The sequence below is a fragment of the Pseudothauera rhizosphaerae genome (genome assembly GCF_004801305.1).
Taxonomy (GTDB): domain Bacteria; phylum Pseudomonadota; class Gammaproteobacteria; order Burkholderiales; family Rhodocyclaceae; genus Pseudothauera; species Pseudothauera rhizosphaerae.
In genome coordinates this window covers 35,171-51,009 of the sequence record NZ_SSOD01000007.1, presented here as the reverse complement: position 1 = coordinate 51,009, position 15,839 = coordinate 35,171, and the positions used below count along the sequence as shown (strand labels likewise).

The window sequence follows — 15,839 nt, the reverse complement described above, 5'->3', positions numbered from 1 at the left end:
CGACGCGGCACGGAAGTGGGGCGGAACCCCACTTCCGTGCCGCGTCTCCCACTGTGCCCCACTTCTCCGGTCGGGGTGTTCGTAGTTCAAGTCCTTTCTCATGAAAACGCGCTATATGCCTTGATTTTTCAAGGTTTACTTCGTGTGCGCATTTTCTCCGTAAGTCATTGTGTAACAACGGGAAAGCCCCCGGGGCCTCCCTTGACCGGGTTTTGCCTTTGCTCTAGAGTGGGAAACAGTGGTGAAAAGTGGGTGAAAGTGTCAGAAAAGCACTTTCGCCGGATGCTTCAGGGGAATCCATGTTCCAGGGTGCAATTCAGCTCAGTCTCGATGCGAAGGGTCGCCTGGCGATCCCTGCGCGGCATCGGGATGCGCTGGTGCCGGAAGGCGCCCCCCTGGTGATCACCGCCCATCCCCACCAGTGCCTGCTGGTCTATCCGCAGGCCGCCTGGGAACCCATCAGCCAGAAGATCGCCGCCATGCCCGGCCTGGACAAGACCACGGCGGCGCTCAAGCGCCTGCTCGTCGGCTTCGCCCAGACCGAGGAGACCGACGCGGCGGGCCGCGTGCTGGTGGCGCCTTCGCTGCGCCAGTGGGCGCAGCTCGACAAGCAGGTGTGGCTGGTCGGGCAGGGCACCCATTTCGAATTGTGGTCGGATGCGGGCTGGCAGAAGCAGTTGGAGTCCATGCAGGGCCTCGACAGCGATGCCCTGCCGCCCGGATTCGAGAGCCTGGCCCTGTGAACGCAGTGCAGCAGCATGTCAGCGTCCTGCTCGAAGAGGCACTGGACGCGCTGGCGGTCAGGCCGGACGGGGTGTACGTGGACGGCACCTTCGGCCGCGGCGGGCACAGCCGGGCCCTCCTCGCGCGCCTGGGCGCGGCGGGGCGGCTGATCGCCTTCGACCGCGACCCGGCGGCCATCGCGGCCGGCCGGACGATAGCCGATGAACGCCTGACGCTGGTGCATGCGCCGTTCAGCGCCCTGGCCGAGGAACTGGACGCCCTCGGCGTGAATGCGTTCGACGGCCTGCTGCTCGATCTGGGCGTATCGTCGCCGCAACTGGACGACGCCGCGCGCGGCATGAGTTTTCGCTTCGATGCGCCGCTGGACATGCGCATGGATACGAGCCGCGGGCAGACCGTGGCGGACTGGCTGGCGGAGGCGTCCGTCGGCCAAATCACGGAGGTGCTCAGGGACTATGGGGAAGAACGGTTTGCTCATGCGATTGCAAAGGCGATTGCAACTGCTCGGGCAGGGGGGGCTGTTGCGACCACTGGACAACTTGCCACGCTCGTGGAAAAGGCGGTCCGTACGCGCGAGCCAGGTCAGCACCCGGCGACGCGCAGCTTTCAGGCTCTACGGATTTTCATCAATCAGGAGCTCGAGGAGCTGAGCCGTGTCCTGCCCGAAGGCGTGGCGCGGCTGAAACCGGGCGGGCGGCTGGTGGTGATCAGCTTCCATTCCCTGGAGGACCGCATCGTCAAGCGCTTCATGCGCGACGAGTCGCGGGCCGACCGCCTGCCGGCGCGCCTGCCCCTGCGCGCGGACCAGTTGCCCAAACCCCGCCTGGCGCTGGTCGGCAAGGCGGTGCGTCCGTCCGCCGCCGAAGTGGCCGCCAACCCGCGCGCGCGCAGCGCGGTGATGCGCGTGGCCGAGCGCATGGAGGCGGCATGATCCGGCTGGATGCCTTCATCATCGCCCTGGTGGTGGCCAGCGCGCTGGGCGTGGTGGCCGCCCAGCACCAGGCGCGCAAGCTCTTCTCCGAGCTGGAGCGCGAACAGGCACGCGCGCGCGGGCTGGAGGTCGAATGGGGACAGCTCCAGCTCGAACAGAGTACCTGGGCCGCCCACGGCCGGGTGGAGCGCATGGCCCACGAGGTGCTGGGCCTGCGCCCGCCGGCCAGCGGCCAGGTCATCGTCGTGGAGCCGCGCCGATGAAGAAGAAGCCCGTGGCCGTGACCCTCAACCACAACCCCCTGCTCAAGCGCGAACTGCCGGTGTGGCGTTCGCGCGTGGTGCTGGTGGGTCTGCTCGGCTGCTCGGTGGCGCTGGTGGCGCGGGCGGCCTGGCTGCAGGGGTTCAACAACGAATTCCTGCAGGCCAAGGGCGAGTCGCGCTATGCGCGCTCGCTCGAAGTGCCCGCCACCCGCGGCCGCATCACCGACCGCAACGGCGACGTGCTGGCCATGAGCACGCCGGTGCGCTCGGTGTGGGCGATTCCGTCCGACGCGCGCCTGTCGCCCGCCGATGCCCGAGCGCTGGCGGGGCTCCTCGGTATGGACGTGGCGGACCTCAACGACCGCCTCGGCAGCGCGCGCGATTTCGTCTACCTGCGCCGCCAGCTCGCCCCCGAAGTGGCCGAGAAGGTGGCCGCGCTCAAGCTGCCCGGCATCCATCTGCAGCAGGAATACCGCCGCTATTACCCGGCTGGCGAGACCACCGCCCACATCCTCGGTTTCACCGGCGTGGAGGACCGCGGCCAGGAAGGCATCGAACTGGCCTACGACCGCGTCCTGACCGGCGCCTCGGGTTCGCGCCGGGTGATCAAGGACCGCCGCGGCCAGATCGTCGAGGACGTGGAATCCATCCGCCCGCCGCGGGACGGCGAGGATCTGGCCCTGTCCATCGATTCCAAGATCCAGTACCTGGCCTATTCCGCGCTGCGCGAGGCGATGCACAAGCACAAGGCCAAGGCCGGCGCGGTGCTCGTGCTCGACGCCCAGACCGGCGAGGTGCTCGCGCTCGCCAACGCGCCGACTTACAACCCCAACAACCGCGCCAACCTGACCGGCGCGCAACTGCGCAACCGGGTCATCACCGACAGCTTCGAACCCGGCTCCACGCTGAAACCCTTCGTCGCCGCACTGGCCATTGAACGGGGGAAGGTCACCGCGGCCACCCAGATCGACACGGGTGAGGGGCGCATGAACATCGGCCGCAACACGATCCACGACACGTCGCGCCACGGCCTGATCAACGTCGCGGAGATCGTGCAGAAATCGTCCAACGTGGGCACGGTCAAGATCGCCATGGACTTCCCGCCGCAGGAGCTGTGGACCTTCTACGACGCCCTCGGCTTCGGCGCGCAGCTCGGCCTGGATTTCCCCGGCGAGGCGGCGGGGCGCCTGCGTCCCGCATCCACCTGGCGCCCCATCGAGCAGGCCACCATGTCCTACGGCCACGGCCTGTCGGTGACCCTGATCCAACTCGCCCGCGCCTATCTCGCTTTCGCCCGCGACGGCGACCTGCTGCCGGTGTCCCTGGTGCGCAAGGACGGCCTGCCCCGCGCGGGCAAGCGCGTGCTGTCGGTGCAGACCGCGCGGGAGATGCGCGCCATCCTGGAAATGGCCGCCGGACCCGGCGGCACCGCGCCCAAGGCGCAGATTCCCGGCTACCGGGTGGCTGGCAAGACCGGCACCGCGCACAAGCTGGAAAATGGGCGCTACACGAACAAGTACGTGTCGTCCTTCGTCGGCTTCGCGCCGGTGTCCGCCCCGCGCCTGGTGGTGGCGGTGATGATCGACGAGCCCGTTTCCGGCCAGCACTACGGCGGTGCCGTGGCGGCACCCGTGTTCGCACGCATCACCGCAAGCGCGCTGCGGGCGCTGGGCGTGGCGCCCGACGCGCCGCTGCAGCCGCTGCAACTGGCCAGGCCCGCCACGGCTGACGCCGCGGCCCGAGACCGGGAGGCGATGTGAGCGCGCCCGCCGCCCTGACCATCCTCGACACGCTGCGCCGGGCCGGCGTGGCGCCTGCCGGCATGACGGCCGATTCGCGCCGCGTGGTTGCGGGCGACGTTTTCGCCGCCTGGCCGGGCTTCCGTTCCGACGGCCGGCGCTACATCGGCGATGCCGTGGCGCGCGGGGCGGCGGCCGTGCTGTGGGACGACGCCGACGGATTCGAGCTGGACGCCGTGCCGGTGCCGGCCCTGGGGGTGGGCGGCCTGCGCGAACTGGCCGGCTCGCTGGCGGACGAGATCTTCGGCCGCCCCTCCGCAGCCCTGTGGCTGGCGGGAGTGACCGGCACCAACGGCAAGACCACGGTGAGCCAGTGGCTCGCCCGCGCGCTGTCCGAGCTGGGCGCACGCTGCGGCGTGATCGGCACGCTGGGTTGCGGGTTTCCGGGCGAACTGGTGGAAGGGGTGAACACCACGCCGGACGCCATCGACCTGCATCGCCACCTGGCTGAATTCCGCGCTGTCGGTGCAGAGGCCGCGGCCATGGAGGTGTCGTCCATCGGCCTCGACCAGGGGCGCGTCAACGGCGCCCGCTTCGACGTGGGCATCTACACCAACCTGTCCCGCGACCATCTGGACTACCACGGCACGATGGAAGCCTATGCGGCGACCAAGGCGCGCTTCTTCGACCTGCCCGGCGTCGCCACCGCGGTGATCAACCTGGACGACACCTTCGGCCTCACGCTGGCGCGCCGCCAGGCGGAACGGGGCATGGACGTGATCGGCTACACCCGCGTGGCGACCAATGCGGACGCGGTGCGCGGTGCGCGCGTACTGATCGCCGACGGCCTGCACCATGCGCCGGGCGGCCTGCGCTTCGCCCTCGGCTGGGAGGGGCGGCAGCACGACCTGCAGGTACGCATGGTCGCGCCGTTCAACGTCTCCAACCTGCTCGCGGTAGCCGGCGCCTTGCTCGCCCGCGGCGCGGCGGTGGACGACATGGCCGGCGTGCTCGCCCGCCTGACGCCGCCGGCGGGCCGCATGCAGCTCGTGGGTGGCGTGGCCGAACCGCTGGTGGTCATCGATTACGCCCATTCGCCCGATGCGCTGGCCAAGGTGCTCGAAGCCGTGCGCGACACCGCCTCCACCCGCCACGGTCGCGTGGTGTGCGTGTTCGGCTGCGGCGGCGACCGCGACCCGGGCAAGCGTCCGCTGATGGGCGAGGTGGCGAGCCAGCTCGCCGACCGCGTGATCGTCACCAGCGACAACCCCCGCAGCGAGGACCCGATGCAGATCATCGCCGCGGTCGCCGCCGGCGCCCGTGCCGGGGTGGACCGCGTGGTGGACCGTGCCCAGGCGATAGCCCTCGCGATCGCCGAAGCGGCCGCCGACGACGTGGTCGTGGTCGCCGGCAAGGGGCACGAGCCCTATCAGGAAGTGCTGGGCCAGCGCCTTCCGTTTTCCGATCTCGACCAGGCCCGCGCCGCGCTGCAGGCCTGGAACCGCAAGCAGGGGGTGGGCGCATGATGACGCTGCAGGATGCCGCCCGCGCCCTCGACGCCCGTGCCACCGGCGTCGCCCGCTTCGCCAGCGTCGGCACCGACAGCCGCGCGATCAGCCCCGGACAGCTCTTCGTCGCCCTGCGCGGAGAGCACTTCGATGGCCACGACTTCGTCGCCGCCGCAGGCCGGGCCGGCGCGGTGGCGGCCATGGTGGATGGCCGCTGGGCCGCCGCCCACGAACCGGCGCCGCTGCCCCTGCTGGTGGTGGACGACACCCGTCTCGCCCTGGGCCGCCTCGCCGCCCACTGGCGCGCCGGCTTCGACATTCCGCTGCTCGGCGTGACCGGCAGCAACGGCAAGACCACGGTCAAGGACATGTGCGCCGCCATCCTGCGTGCCCAGGCGATCCTCGACGGCGCCGGCCCGGATGCGGTGCTGGCCACCGCCGGCAACCTGAACAACGACATCGGCCTGCCGCTGACCCTGCTCGGGCTGCGCGCCCAGCATCGCGCCGCGGTGATCGAGATGGGCACCAACCATCCGGGCGAGATCGCCTACCTGACCCACATCGCGCGCCCCACCGTGGCCATCGTCAACAACGCCCAGCGCGCCCACCTGCAGGGCATGGGCAGTGTGAGCGAGGTCGCCCGCGAGAAGGGCGCCATTTACGAGGGGCTGGGCAGCGACGGCGTCGCCGTGGTCAATGCGGACGACCCCCACGCCGCCTACTGGCGCGACCTCAACGTGGGGCGCCGCGTGTTGTCGTTCTCGCTGCAGCATCCGGCGGACGTGGTCGGGCGCTGCGCGCTGCACGGCCTGGGGTGCCGCATCGAACTGACCACGCCGGCCGGCCTGGTGGGCTTCGAACTGCAGGTGCCGGGCGAGCACAACGCGCGCAATGCTGTGGGCGCGGCCGCCGCCTGCCTGGCCGCGGGCGCCTCCCTGGAAGCGGTGGCGGCCGGGCTGGCCGGCTATGCCGGAGCCCGCGGCCGGCTGCAGCGCCGCGCCGGGGGCAACGGCGCCACCGTGCTCGACGACACCTACAACGCCAACCCGGATTCGGTGCGCGCCGGCATCGACGTGCTGACCTCCACCCCGGGCCACAAGATCCTGGTGCTGGGCGACATGGGCGAGATCGGCAGCACCAGCGCCCAGGTGCACGACGAGATCGGCGGCTACGCCAAGAGCAAGGGCGTGGATGCGCTTTACGCGCTGGGCGACATGAGCGCCGTGGCGGCACGCAACTTCGCCGACGGCGGCCACCACTTCGCCACCGTGGATGCGCTCGTCGAGGCCCTGCTGCCCGAACTGGACGCGAACACCGTGGTGCTGGTGAAGGGTTCGCGCTTCATGCGCATGGAACGCGTGGCCGACCGCCTGGCCGCGTCCGCCGGCACGGCCGGCAACGAGGATAACGACAAAGATGCTGCTTGAACTTGCCCTCTGGCTTGGCCAGGACACCCGCGCCTTCAACGTGTTCGGCTACATCACGCTGCGCGCGGTGCTGGCCGCGCTGACCGCGCTGGCGATCTCGCTGATGTTCGGCCCGCGGGTGATCCGCTGGCTGACCGCGAAGAAGATCGGCCAGGCGGTGCGCGACGACGGCCCCAAGTCGCACCTGACCAAGGCCGGCACGCCCACCATGGGCGGGGCGCTGATCCTGATCGCCATCGCGGTCACCATCCTGCTGTGGGGCGATCTCTCCAATGAATACGTGTGGGTCACGCTCTTCGTCACCCTCGGCTTCGGCGCGGTGGGCTGGGTGGACGACTGGCGCAAGGTCGTGCACCGCGACCCCAAGGGGCTGGCGAGCCGGTGGAAGTATTTCTGGACCTCGGCCATCGCGCTCACAGCGGCCGTCTACCTGGGGCTCACCGCCTCCACCCCGGCCGAAACCGAGCTGATCGTACCCTTCTTCAAGGCCGTCGCCTATCCGCTGGGCATTTTCGGTTTCATCGCGCTGTCCTACTTCGTCATCAACGGCACCAGCCACGCGGTGAACCTCACCGACGGGCTGGACGGCCTGGCGATCATGCCGACGGTGATGGTGGCGGGGGCGCTGGCCATCTTCGCCTACGTGGCGGGCCACGCCGGCTTCTCCAAGTACCTGGGTGTGCCCTACGTGGCCGGCGCGGGCGAGCTGGCCGTGTTCTGCGGCGCCATCTGCGGCGCGGGGCTGGGCTTCCTGTGGTTCAACGCGTATCCGGCCGAAGTGTTCATGGGCGACGTGGGGGCGCTGGCGCTGGGCGCGGCGCTCGGCACCGTGGCCGTGGTGGTGCGCCAGGAGATCGTGCTCTTCATCATGGGGGGGCTGTTCGTCGCCGAGACCCTGTCGGTGATGGTGCAGGTGCTGTACTTCAAGGCCACCGGCGGCAAGCGCATCTTCCGCATGGCACCGCTGCATCACCACTACGAACTGGGGGGCTGGAAGGAAACCCAGGTTGTGGTGCGCTTCTGGATCATCACCATCATGCTGGTGCTGTTTGGCCTGTCGACGCTGAAACTGCGATGAGCATGCTTGAGAACAAACTCGTACTGGTTCTCGGGCTCGGCGAATCGGGCCTGGCGATGGCGCGCTGGTGCGCGCGCCAAGGTGCCCGTCTGCGCGTAGCCGACACGCGCGCCGAGCCGCCGGGCGCGGCCCGCCTGCGCGACTGCGCCCCCCGGGCCGAGTTGTTCACCGGCGCCTTCACCGACTGCCTGCTGGATGGTGTCGACCTGGTGGCCCTGAGCCCCGGCCTCGATCCCCGGACCGGCGTGATCGCCGAAGCCCGCCGGCGCGGCCTGCGCGTGGTGGGCGAGATGAGCCTCTTCGCCGCCGCGCTGGCCGAACTCGGAGCGCGGGCGCACACCCGCATCCTGGCGATCACCGGCACCAACGGCAAGACCACCACCACCGCGCTCGCCGCGCACCTGGCGCAGGCCGCCGGGCTGGACGCGGTGGCCGCGGGCAACATCAGTCCGGCGCCCCTGGACGTACTGGCCGACCGCCTGGAAGCCGGCGTGCTGCCCCCCGCGTGCTGGGTGCTGGAACTGTCCAGCTTCCAGCTGGAGGCGGCAGACGGCTTCGCCGCCGATGCGGCCGCCGTGCTCAACGTCACCGACGACCATCTCGACCGCTACGCGGATCTGGATGAATACGCCGCCACCAAGGCGCGCATCTTCGCCGGCTCCGGCGCGCAGGTGCTGAACCGCCAGGATGCGCGCGTGGCCGCAATGGCGTTGCCGGACCGGGAGGTGTTCACCTTCGGCACCGACGCGCCGGGCGCGGCCGGCGAGTTCGGTCTCGCGAAGCACGGCGGGCAGCGCTGGCTGGCCGAAGGCGGCACTGCGCTGCTGGCGCTCGCCGACCTGCCCCTCGCCGGTCTGCACAACGCCGCCAATGCGCTCGCCGCGCTGGCCCTGTGCCGCGCCATCGGCCTGCCCCAGGCGGCGCTGGTGGAAGGCCTCAAGACCTTCCGCGGCCTGCCGCACCGGGTCGAACTGGTGGCCGAGCGCGCCGACGGCGTGCTGTATTACGACGACTCCAAGGGCACCAACGTGGGCGCCACCCTCGCCGCGCTGGAAGGGCTGGCGCGGCCAGTGGTGCTGATCGCCGGCGGCGACGGCAAGGGCCAGGACTTTTCTCCGCTGCGCGGGCCGGCAGCCCGCTACGCGCGGGCGGTGCTGCTGATCGGCCGCGACGCGCCGCGCATCGCCGCCGCGCTGGAAGGCTGCGGCAGGACGGTGGAGCACGTGGCCGACCTGGACGCCGCGGTGGTGCGCGCCGACGAACTGGCGCAGCCCGGCGACGCGGTGCTGCTGTCCCCGGCCTGCTCCAGCCTGGACATGTTCCGCAACTACGCGCATCGGGCCGAGGTCTTCGTCGCCGCGGCGCGCCGCCTGCCGCAGGTGGAGGCGCGATGAAGCTGGCGCTGCCGTTCTCCGCGCCGTCCCCCCCGCGCCGCGCCCGCGGCGGGGCGGAGACCGCGCGCGCGGTGAGCCGCCTGATGCGCCCGGCCGCGCCGTCGCGGGAACTCGATCCGCTGCTGATCTGGTCGGCCGCGGCGCTGCTGCTGATCGGCCTGATCATGGTGTATTCGGCCTCCATCGCCATCGCCGAAGGCAGCCATTTCACCGGCCGCCAGTCCCATTACTTCCTGATGCGCCATGGCCTGTACCTGGCGCTGGGCACTGCGCTGGGCCTGCTCGCCTTCCAGGTGCCCATGGGGCGCTGGCAGCAGGCTGCGCCCTGGCTGTTCATGGCCGGCGTGCTGCTGCTCATGCTGGTTCTGATTCCGGGCATCGGCCGTGAAGTGAACGGCGCCCGCCGCTGGATCGCGCTGGGGCCGATCAACGTGCAGCCCTCGGAACTGATGAAGGTCTTCGTCGGCCTCTACGCCGCCGACTACACGGTGCGCAAGCTCGACGCCATGGGCAGCTTCAAGCGCGGCTTCCTGCCCATGGCCGGTGCCATCATCCTGGTGGGCTGCCTGCTGCTGCTGGAGCCGGACTTCGGCGCCTTCGTGGTGATCTGCGCCGTCGCCTTCGGCGTGCTCTTCCTCGGCGGCGTGAATGCGCGCGTGTTCGCGGTGCTGGTGCTGCTGGCGCTGGTGGGCTTCGCGCTGCTGGTGTGGCTGTCGCCCTACCGGCGCGAACGCATCTTCGGCTTCATGGACCCGTGGCAGGACGCCTTCGGCAAGGGCTACCAGCTCTCCCACGCGCTGATCGCCTTCGGCCGCGGCGAGTGGCTGGGCGTCGGCCTGGGGGCGAGCGTGGAAAAGCTCTTCTATCTGCCCGAGGCGCATACCGACTTCCTGCTCGCGGTGCTGGCCGAGGAACTGGGGTTCGCCGGCGTGCTCGTCGTGGTGGTGCTGTTCGCGCTGCTGGTGCAGCGTGCGTTCACCATCGGGCGTGCGGCGATCAAGCTGGAACGCTACTTCGCCGGCCTGGTGGCGCAGGGGATCGGCCTGTGGATGGGCGTGCAGTCCTTCATCAACATGGGCGTGAACATGGGCCTGCTGCCCACCAAGGGCCTGACCCTGCCGCTGATGAGCTTCGGCGGTTCGGGCATCGTCGCCAACTGCCTGGCTTTGGCCATTCTGTTGCGCGTGGACTGGGAAAATCGCCAAGTCATGCGGGGAGGCCGGGCATGAAGACCCTCCTCGTCATGGCCGGCGGCACCGGCGGGCACATCTTCCCGGGCATCGCGGTGGCCGAGGTGCTGCGCGCCAAGGGCTGGCGCATCGTGTGGATGGGCAACGCGGACCGCATGGAGGCGCGCATCGTCCCGGCCCGCGGCTACGAGACCGCCTGGGTGCGTTTCGGCGCGCTGCGCGGCAAGGGCCTGGTGCGCAAGCTGATGCTGCCGGTGAATCTCCTTTCCGGCTTCTGGCAGGCCCTGGGCCAGTTGCGCCGCATCCGTCCGGACGTGGTGCTGGGCATGGGCGGCTACGTGACCTTCCCCGGCGGCATGATGGCCGTGCTCACCGGCCGGCCGCTGGTGCTGCACGAACAGAACTCGGTAGCGGGGCTCGCCAACCGCGTGCTCGCGGAGGTGGCCGACGGCGTGCTCAGCGGCTTCCCGGGCGTGCTGAAGAAGGCGCGCTGGGTGGGCAACCCGGTGCGCGAGGACATCGCCGCGCTGCCGCCTCCGGCCGAGCGCTTCGCGGGGCGCGAAGGCCCCCTGCGCGTGCTGGTGGTGGGCGGCAGCCTGGGCGCATCGGTGCTCAACGCCACCGTGCCGCAGGCGCTGGCGCGCATTCCGGCGGACCGACGCCCCGTGGTCACCCACCAGGCCGGTGAGACGCAGATCGACGCGCTGCGCGCGGCCTACCGGGACGCGGGCGTGGAGGGCGAACTGCTGCCCTTCATCGACGACATGGCGGCACGCTACGGAGCGGCCGACCTGGTGATCTGCCGCGCCGGCGCGCTGACCGTGGCCGAACTGGCGGCGGCGGGCGCGGCCAGCCTGCTGGTGCCTTTCCCGCATGCGGTGGACGACCACCAGACGAGCAATGCGCGCTTCCTCGCCGATCACGGCGCGGCCTTCCTGCTGCCGCAGCCGGAATTGGACGCGGACAAACTCGCCGGCATCCTCGCCGGACTGACCCGCGAACGCCTGCTGGAGATGGCCGGCAAGGCGCGCGAACTGGCGAAACCGCAGGCGGCGCAGGACGTGGCCGCCGCATGCGAACGGCTGGCGGAGGGCCGGCGATGAAACACAAGGTCAAGCACATCCACTTCGTCGGCATCGGCGGGGCCGGCATGAGCGGCATCGCCGAAGTGCTGGTGAATCAGGGCTTCACCGTGAGCGGCTCGGACCTGGGCGACAACGCGGCCACCCGCCGCCTGCGGGCCATGGGCGCGCGCGTGGTGCGCGGGCACGAAGCCGCCCACATCGACCGCGCCGACGTGGTGGTGACCTCCACCGCGGTCAAGGGCGACAACCCGGAAGTGATCGCCGCCCGTGCGCGGGGCATTCCGGTGGTGCCGCGGGCGCAGATGCTGGCCGAGCTGATGCGCTTCCAGCGCGGCATCGCCATCGCCGGCACCCACGGCAAGACCACGACGACCTCGCTGGTGGCAAGCATCCTGGCCGAAGGCGGCATGGACCCGACCTTCGTCATCGGCGGCCGGCTCAATGCCGCCGGCGCCAACGCGCGCCTGGGCAAGGGCGACTTCCTGGTGGCGGAAGCGGACGAGTCGGACGCCTCCTTCCTGATGCTGAACCCGGTGATCTCGGTGGTCACGAACATCGACGCCGACCACATGGACACCTACGGACACGACTTCGCCCGCCTCAAGCAGGCCTTCGTCGATTTCCTCCAGCACCTGCCTTTCTACGGCGTCGCGGTGCTGTGCGAGGACGACCCCCACGTGCGCTCCATCATGCCGCTGGTGTCCAAGCAGATCGTGCGCTACGGCCTGTCGGAGAACGCCAACATCCGCGCCGAGAACGTGCGCGCCGAAGGCGGGCGCATGCTGTTCGACGCGGTGCGCGTCAACGGCACCACCAGCCGGCTGCAGATCGAACTCAACCTGCCCGGCATGCACAACGTGCTCAATGCCTTGGCGGCCATTGCGGTGGCCACCGAGGTGCAGGTGCCGGATGCGGCCATCGTCAAGGCGCTGGCGGAATTCAACGGCGTGGGGCGGCGCTTCCAGCGCTACGGCGAAGTGGCGCTGACGGACGCGGAAGGCAATCCCCGCGGCAGCTTCACGCTGGTGGACGACTACGGCCACCACCCGGTGGAGATGGCGGCGACCATCGCCGCGGCCCGCGGCGCCTTTCCCGGCCGCCGCCTGGTGCTGGCCTTCCAGCCCCACCGCTACACGCGCACGCGGGACTGCTTCGAGGACTTCGTCAAGGTGCTGTCCTCGGTGGATGCGCTGCTGCTGGCCGAAGTCTATGCCGCCGGCGAGACGCCCATCGTCGCCGCCGACGGCCGCACGCTGGCGCGGGCGCTGCGCGTGGCGGGCAAGGTGGAGCCGGTGTTCGTGGAGGACATCGAGGCCATGCCGCAGGCCATTGTGGACGCCGCCCAGGACGGCGACGTGGTGATCACCATGGGCGCCGGCTCCATCGGCGCGGTGCCCGGCAAACTGAGCAAGGACGGGGGAGAGGCGTGAGCACGGATTTCGGCAAGGTCGCGGTGCTGTTCGGCGGTTCGAGTGCCGAGCGCGAGGTGTCGCTGATGTCGGGCGCCGCGGTGCTCTCGGCGCTGCAGCGCGCGGGCGTGGATGCCCATGCCTTCGATCCGGCCGAGCGCGACCTGCATGCCCTCAAGGACGAAGGCTATGCGCGCGCCTTCATCGCGCTCCACGGCCGCGGCGGCGAGGACGGCACGGTGCAGGGCGCGCTGGAACTGATGGGCATCCCCTACACCGGCAGCGGCGTGATGGCCTCCGCCCTGTCCATGGACAAGTGGCGCACCAAGATGGTGTGGCTGGCCGCGGGCCTGCCCACGCCGCGCTACGCCATCCTCGACGAGCACAGCGACTGGGACGCGGTGGCCGCCGACCTGGGCCTGCCCATCTTCGTCAAGCCGGTGCATGAAGGCTCCAGCATGGGTGCCACCAAGGTCACCGACGCCGGCCAGTTGAAAGCCGCCTGGGAACTCGCGGCGCGCTTCGACGACCTGGTGATCGCGGAGGAATTCGTCACCGGCGCCGAACTCACCGCGCCCTTCCTCGGCGAACGTGTCTTGCCGCTGGTGCGCATCGTCGCGCCGGAAGGCAACTACGACTACCAGCACAAGTACTTCACCGACGACACCCGCTATGACTGCCCGAGCGGCCTGCCAGCGGAGCAGGAGCGCGAGTTGCAGGCGCTGGTGATGAAATCGGCCAAAGTGTTGGGATGCCGCGGCTGGGGCCGCGCCGACCTGATCCTGACCGACGACGGCCGCCCCTACCTGCTGGAGATGAACACCGCGCCGGGCATGACCGGCCATTCCCTGGTGCCCATGTCGGCGCGCGTGGCCGGCCTGAGCTTCGAAGAACTGTGCCTGGCGATCCTTGCGGAGGCCCGTCTTGGCTGAACTGGCTCGGCGCCGTCTCGCTTCCTCCCAGCCCGGCCGCGAAGGCGGGCGGGGAGGGCGTGCGCGCGAGTCCGAAGGGCTGTGGAACCGCCCCGCGCTGCTCAACCTGGCCGCCGACCTGCTGATGCTGTTCGCGGCGCTGGGGCTGACCTGGGTGGCGGTGAGCTGGTTCCTGGCGCGTCCCTTCTTCCCGCTGCGCGAAGTGGTGCTGCTCAGCCCGCCGGCCCAGGTCACCACGGCCCAGCTCGAATACGTGGCGCGCTCGGCGATCCGCGGCAATTTCTTCACCGTGGATCTGGACCGGGTGCGCGCCGATTTCGAGAAGCTGCCCTGGGTGCGCCGCGCCGAGGTGCGCCGGCGCTGGCCGGACGTGCTGGAGCTGCGCCTGCAGGAGCACCAGGCGGCGGCCTACTGGACCAGCGGGGACGAGGGCGACACGCACCTGGTCAATCGCCAGGGCGAAGTCTTCGTGGCGGCGAGCAACGCCCGCCTGCCGAGCTTCTCCGGGCCGCAGGGTTCGGCCGCCTACGTGCTGGCGCGCTACGAGCGCTTCTCCCGCCTGCTCGCGCCCCTGGGCCGCAAGCCGGTGGGCGTGGTGCTGTCCGCCCGCGAGGCCTGGCAACTGCGCCTGGACGACGACATGGTGATCGTCCTCGGCCGCGAGCAGGACAAGGCGCCCCTGGACGAACGGCTGGCGCGCTTCGTCGCCGCATGGCCGCAGGCGCAGGAAGGCATAGGCGTGCAGGTGGCGGTGGCCGACCTGCGCTATCCGAGCGGATTCGCCCTCACCCCGGCAGACACCCTGGCTATGAAAGGCAAGAAATGAGCAAGGACTACAAGGACCTGATCGTCGGCCTCGACATCGGCACCGCCAAGATCACCTGCATCGTCGCCGAGGTGCGGCCCGACGGGCGCCTGGACGTGGTCGGCCTGGGTACCCAGCCCACCAACGGCCTCAAGCGCGGCGTGGTGGTGAACATCGAGGCCACGGTCGATGCCATCTCCCGCGTGATCCAGGAAGTCGAGCTGATGGCCGACTGCAAGATCCGCGACGTGTATACGGGCATCGCCGGCAGCCACATCAAGAGCTTCAACTCCAACGGCATGGTGGCGATCAAGGACAAGGAAGTCACGCCCATGGACCTGGAGCGGGTCATCGAGGTGGCGCGTGCCATGCCCATTCCGGCCGAGCAGCAGATCCTGCACATCCTGACCCAGGAATTCATCATCGACGGCCAGGGCGGCGTGCGCGAGCCCATCGGCATGAGCGGCGTCAAGCTGGAAGTGAAGGTGCACATCGTCACCGGCGCGGTGTCCGCGGCGCAGAACGTCATCAAGTGCGTGCGCCGCTGCGGGCTGGAGGTGATGGACCTGATCCTGCAGCCGCTGGCCTCCAGCTACGCGGTGCTCACCGAGGACGAAAAAGAACTGGGCGTGTGCCTGGTGGACATCGGCGGCGGCACCACCGACATCGCCGTGTTCACCCAGGGCGCCATCCGCCACACCGCGGTGATCCCGGTGGCTGGCGACCAGATCACCAACGACATCGCCATGGCCCTGCGCACCCCCACCGCGGAAGCCGAGGAACTGAAGATCCGCCACGGCGTGGCCATGCACACCCTGGCCGATCCCGAGGAAATGATCGAGGTGCCCGGCGTGGGCGACCGCCCGCCGCGCAAGCTCTCCCGCCAGGCCCTGGCCGACGTGATCGAGCCGCGCGTCTCCGAGCTGTTCGAGCTGGTGCAGGCCGAATTGCGCCGCAGCGGCTACGAGGAACTGTTGTCCTCGGGAATCGTGCTCACCGGCGGCTCCTCGGTCATGAGCGGCATGGTCGAGCTGGGCGAAGAGGTGTTCCACATGCCGGTGCGCGTGGGTGCGCCCCAGTACGAGGGCGGCCTGGCGGACGTGGTGTGCCACCCGCGCTACGCCGCGGCCATGGGGCTGTTGCTGGAAGGCGCAGCGCAGCGCCGGCGCGGCATCCAGGCGCGGGAGACGCGCAGCGTGCGCCAGGTGTTCGGGCGCATGAGGGCGTGGTTGGAGAAGAACTTTTGATCCGGGCGGATGGGCCGTCCGGATGACGTGAATGAGTGCCTGTCATGGACCGATATTTAGTTGTAGACTTCGTCCGCAATACTAAAT

Annotated in this window: 14 protein-coding genes; all 14 read left to right on the top strand. The window is 70.3% G+C overall.

Annotated features, from left to right (window positions below):
- Positions 1-299 precede the first annotated feature (299 nt).
- Genes mraZ through ftsA form a run of 14 tightly spaced genes read left to right on the top strand, consistent with a single transcriptional unit; the run spans position 300 to position 15,752 of the window.
- Entirely contained in the window at positions 300-743 is a 444-nt protein-coding gene (gene mraZ / locus E6O51_RS10245) for a division/cell wall cluster transcriptional repressor MraZ (protein ID WP_136384903.1), read from the top strand.
- Positions 740-1,675, top strand: coding sequence for a 16S rRNA (cytosine(1402)-N(4))-methyltransferase RsmH (gene rsmH / locus E6O51_RS10240; protein ID WP_136384902.1), 936 nt, complete (start codon positions 740-742; stop codon positions 1,673-1,675). Before mraZ ends, rsmH begins: the two co-directional genes overlap by 4 nt.
- Positions 1,672-1,938 (top strand): cell division protein FtsL, encoded by a 267-nt coding sequence (gene ftsL, locus E6O51_RS10235; RefSeq protein ID WP_136384901.1) that lies wholly within the window; start codon positions 1,672-1,674, stop codon positions 1,936-1,938. The genes rsmH and ftsL overlap by 4 nt, the downstream gene beginning before the upstream one ends.
- Positions 1,935-3,698: a peptidoglycan D,D-transpeptidase FtsI family protein gene (locus E6O51_RS10230; RefSeq protein WP_136384900.1), complete on the top strand. Its 1,764-nt coding sequence runs from the start codon at positions 1,935-1,937 to the stop codon at positions 3,696-3,698. Before ftsL ends, E6O51_RS10230 begins: the two co-directional genes overlap by 4 nt.
- The gene (locus E6O51_RS10225; protein WP_136384899.1) at positions 3,695-5,203 is read left to right on the top strand and encodes a UDP-N-acetylmuramoyl-L-alanyl-D-glutamate--2,6-diaminopimelate ligase; all 1,509 of its coding nucleotides are present in this window, start codon (positions 3,695-3,697) and stop codon (positions 5,201-5,203) included. The genes E6O51_RS10230 and E6O51_RS10225 overlap by 4 nt, the downstream gene beginning before the upstream one ends.
- Positions 5,200-6,612, top strand: coding sequence for a UDP-N-acetylmuramoyl-tripeptide--D-alanyl-D-alanine ligase (locus E6O51_RS10220; RefSeq protein WP_136384898.1), 1,413 nt, complete (start codon positions 5,200-5,202; stop codon positions 6,610-6,612). Before E6O51_RS10225 ends, E6O51_RS10220 begins: the two co-directional genes overlap by 4 nt.
- Positions 6,602-7,690, top strand: a complete 1,089-nt coding sequence (gene mraY / locus E6O51_RS10215; protein ID WP_136384897.1) for a phospho-N-acetylmuramoyl-pentapeptide-transferase — start codon at positions 6,602-6,604, stop codon at positions 7,688-7,690. The genes E6O51_RS10220 and mraY overlap by 11 nt, the downstream gene beginning before the upstream one ends.
- On the top strand, positions 7,687-9,084 hold the full coding sequence (gene murD / locus E6O51_RS10210; RefSeq protein ID WP_136384896.1) for a UDP-N-acetylmuramoyl-L-alanine--D-glutamate ligase: 1,398 nt from the start codon (positions 7,687-7,689) through the stop codon (positions 9,082-9,084). Before mraY ends, murD begins: the two co-directional genes overlap by 4 nt.
- Complete coding sequence (ftsW, locus tag E6O51_RS10205; RefSeq protein ID WP_136384895.1) at positions 9,081-10,313, top strand: putative lipid II flippase FtsW; 1,233 nt, start codon at positions 9,081-9,083, stop codon at positions 10,311-10,313. The genes murD and ftsW overlap by 4 nt, the downstream gene beginning before the upstream one ends.
- Positions 10,310-11,377 carry an undecaprenyldiphospho-muramoylpentapeptide beta-N-acetylglucosaminyltransferase gene (gene murG, locus E6O51_RS10200; protein WP_136384894.1) on the top strand — a complete coding sequence of 356 codons (1,068 nt, stop codon included), beginning with the start codon at positions 10,310-10,312 and terminating at the stop codon, positions 11,375-11,377. Before ftsW ends, murG begins: the two co-directional genes overlap by 4 nt.
- A complete protein-coding gene (murC, locus tag E6O51_RS10195) occupies positions 11,374-12,789 on the top strand; it encodes a UDP-N-acetylmuramate--L-alanine ligase (RefSeq protein ID WP_136384893.1) in 1,416 nt (471 codons plus the stop codon). Before murG ends, murC begins: the two co-directional genes overlap by 4 nt.
- Positions 12,786-13,700 (top strand): D-alanine--D-alanine ligase, encoded by a 915-nt coding sequence (locus E6O51_RS10190; protein ID WP_136384892.1) that lies wholly within the window; start codon positions 12,786-12,788, stop codon positions 13,698-13,700. The genes murC and E6O51_RS10190 overlap by 4 nt, the downstream gene beginning before the upstream one ends.
- The gene (locus E6O51_RS10185; protein ID WP_136384891.1) at positions 13,693-14,526 is read left to right on the top strand and encodes a cell division protein FtsQ/DivIB; all 834 of its coding nucleotides are present in this window, start codon (positions 13,693-13,695) and stop codon (positions 14,524-14,526) included. Before E6O51_RS10190 ends, E6O51_RS10185 begins: the two co-directional genes overlap by 8 nt.
- The gene (gene ftsA, locus E6O51_RS10180) at positions 14,523-15,752 is read left to right on the top strand and encodes a cell division protein FtsA (RefSeq protein WP_136384890.1); all 1,230 of its coding nucleotides are present in this window, start codon (positions 14,523-14,525) and stop codon (positions 15,750-15,752) included. Before E6O51_RS10185 ends, ftsA begins: the two co-directional genes overlap by 4 nt.
- The last annotated feature ends 87 nt before the right edge of the window (positions 15,753-15,839 follow it).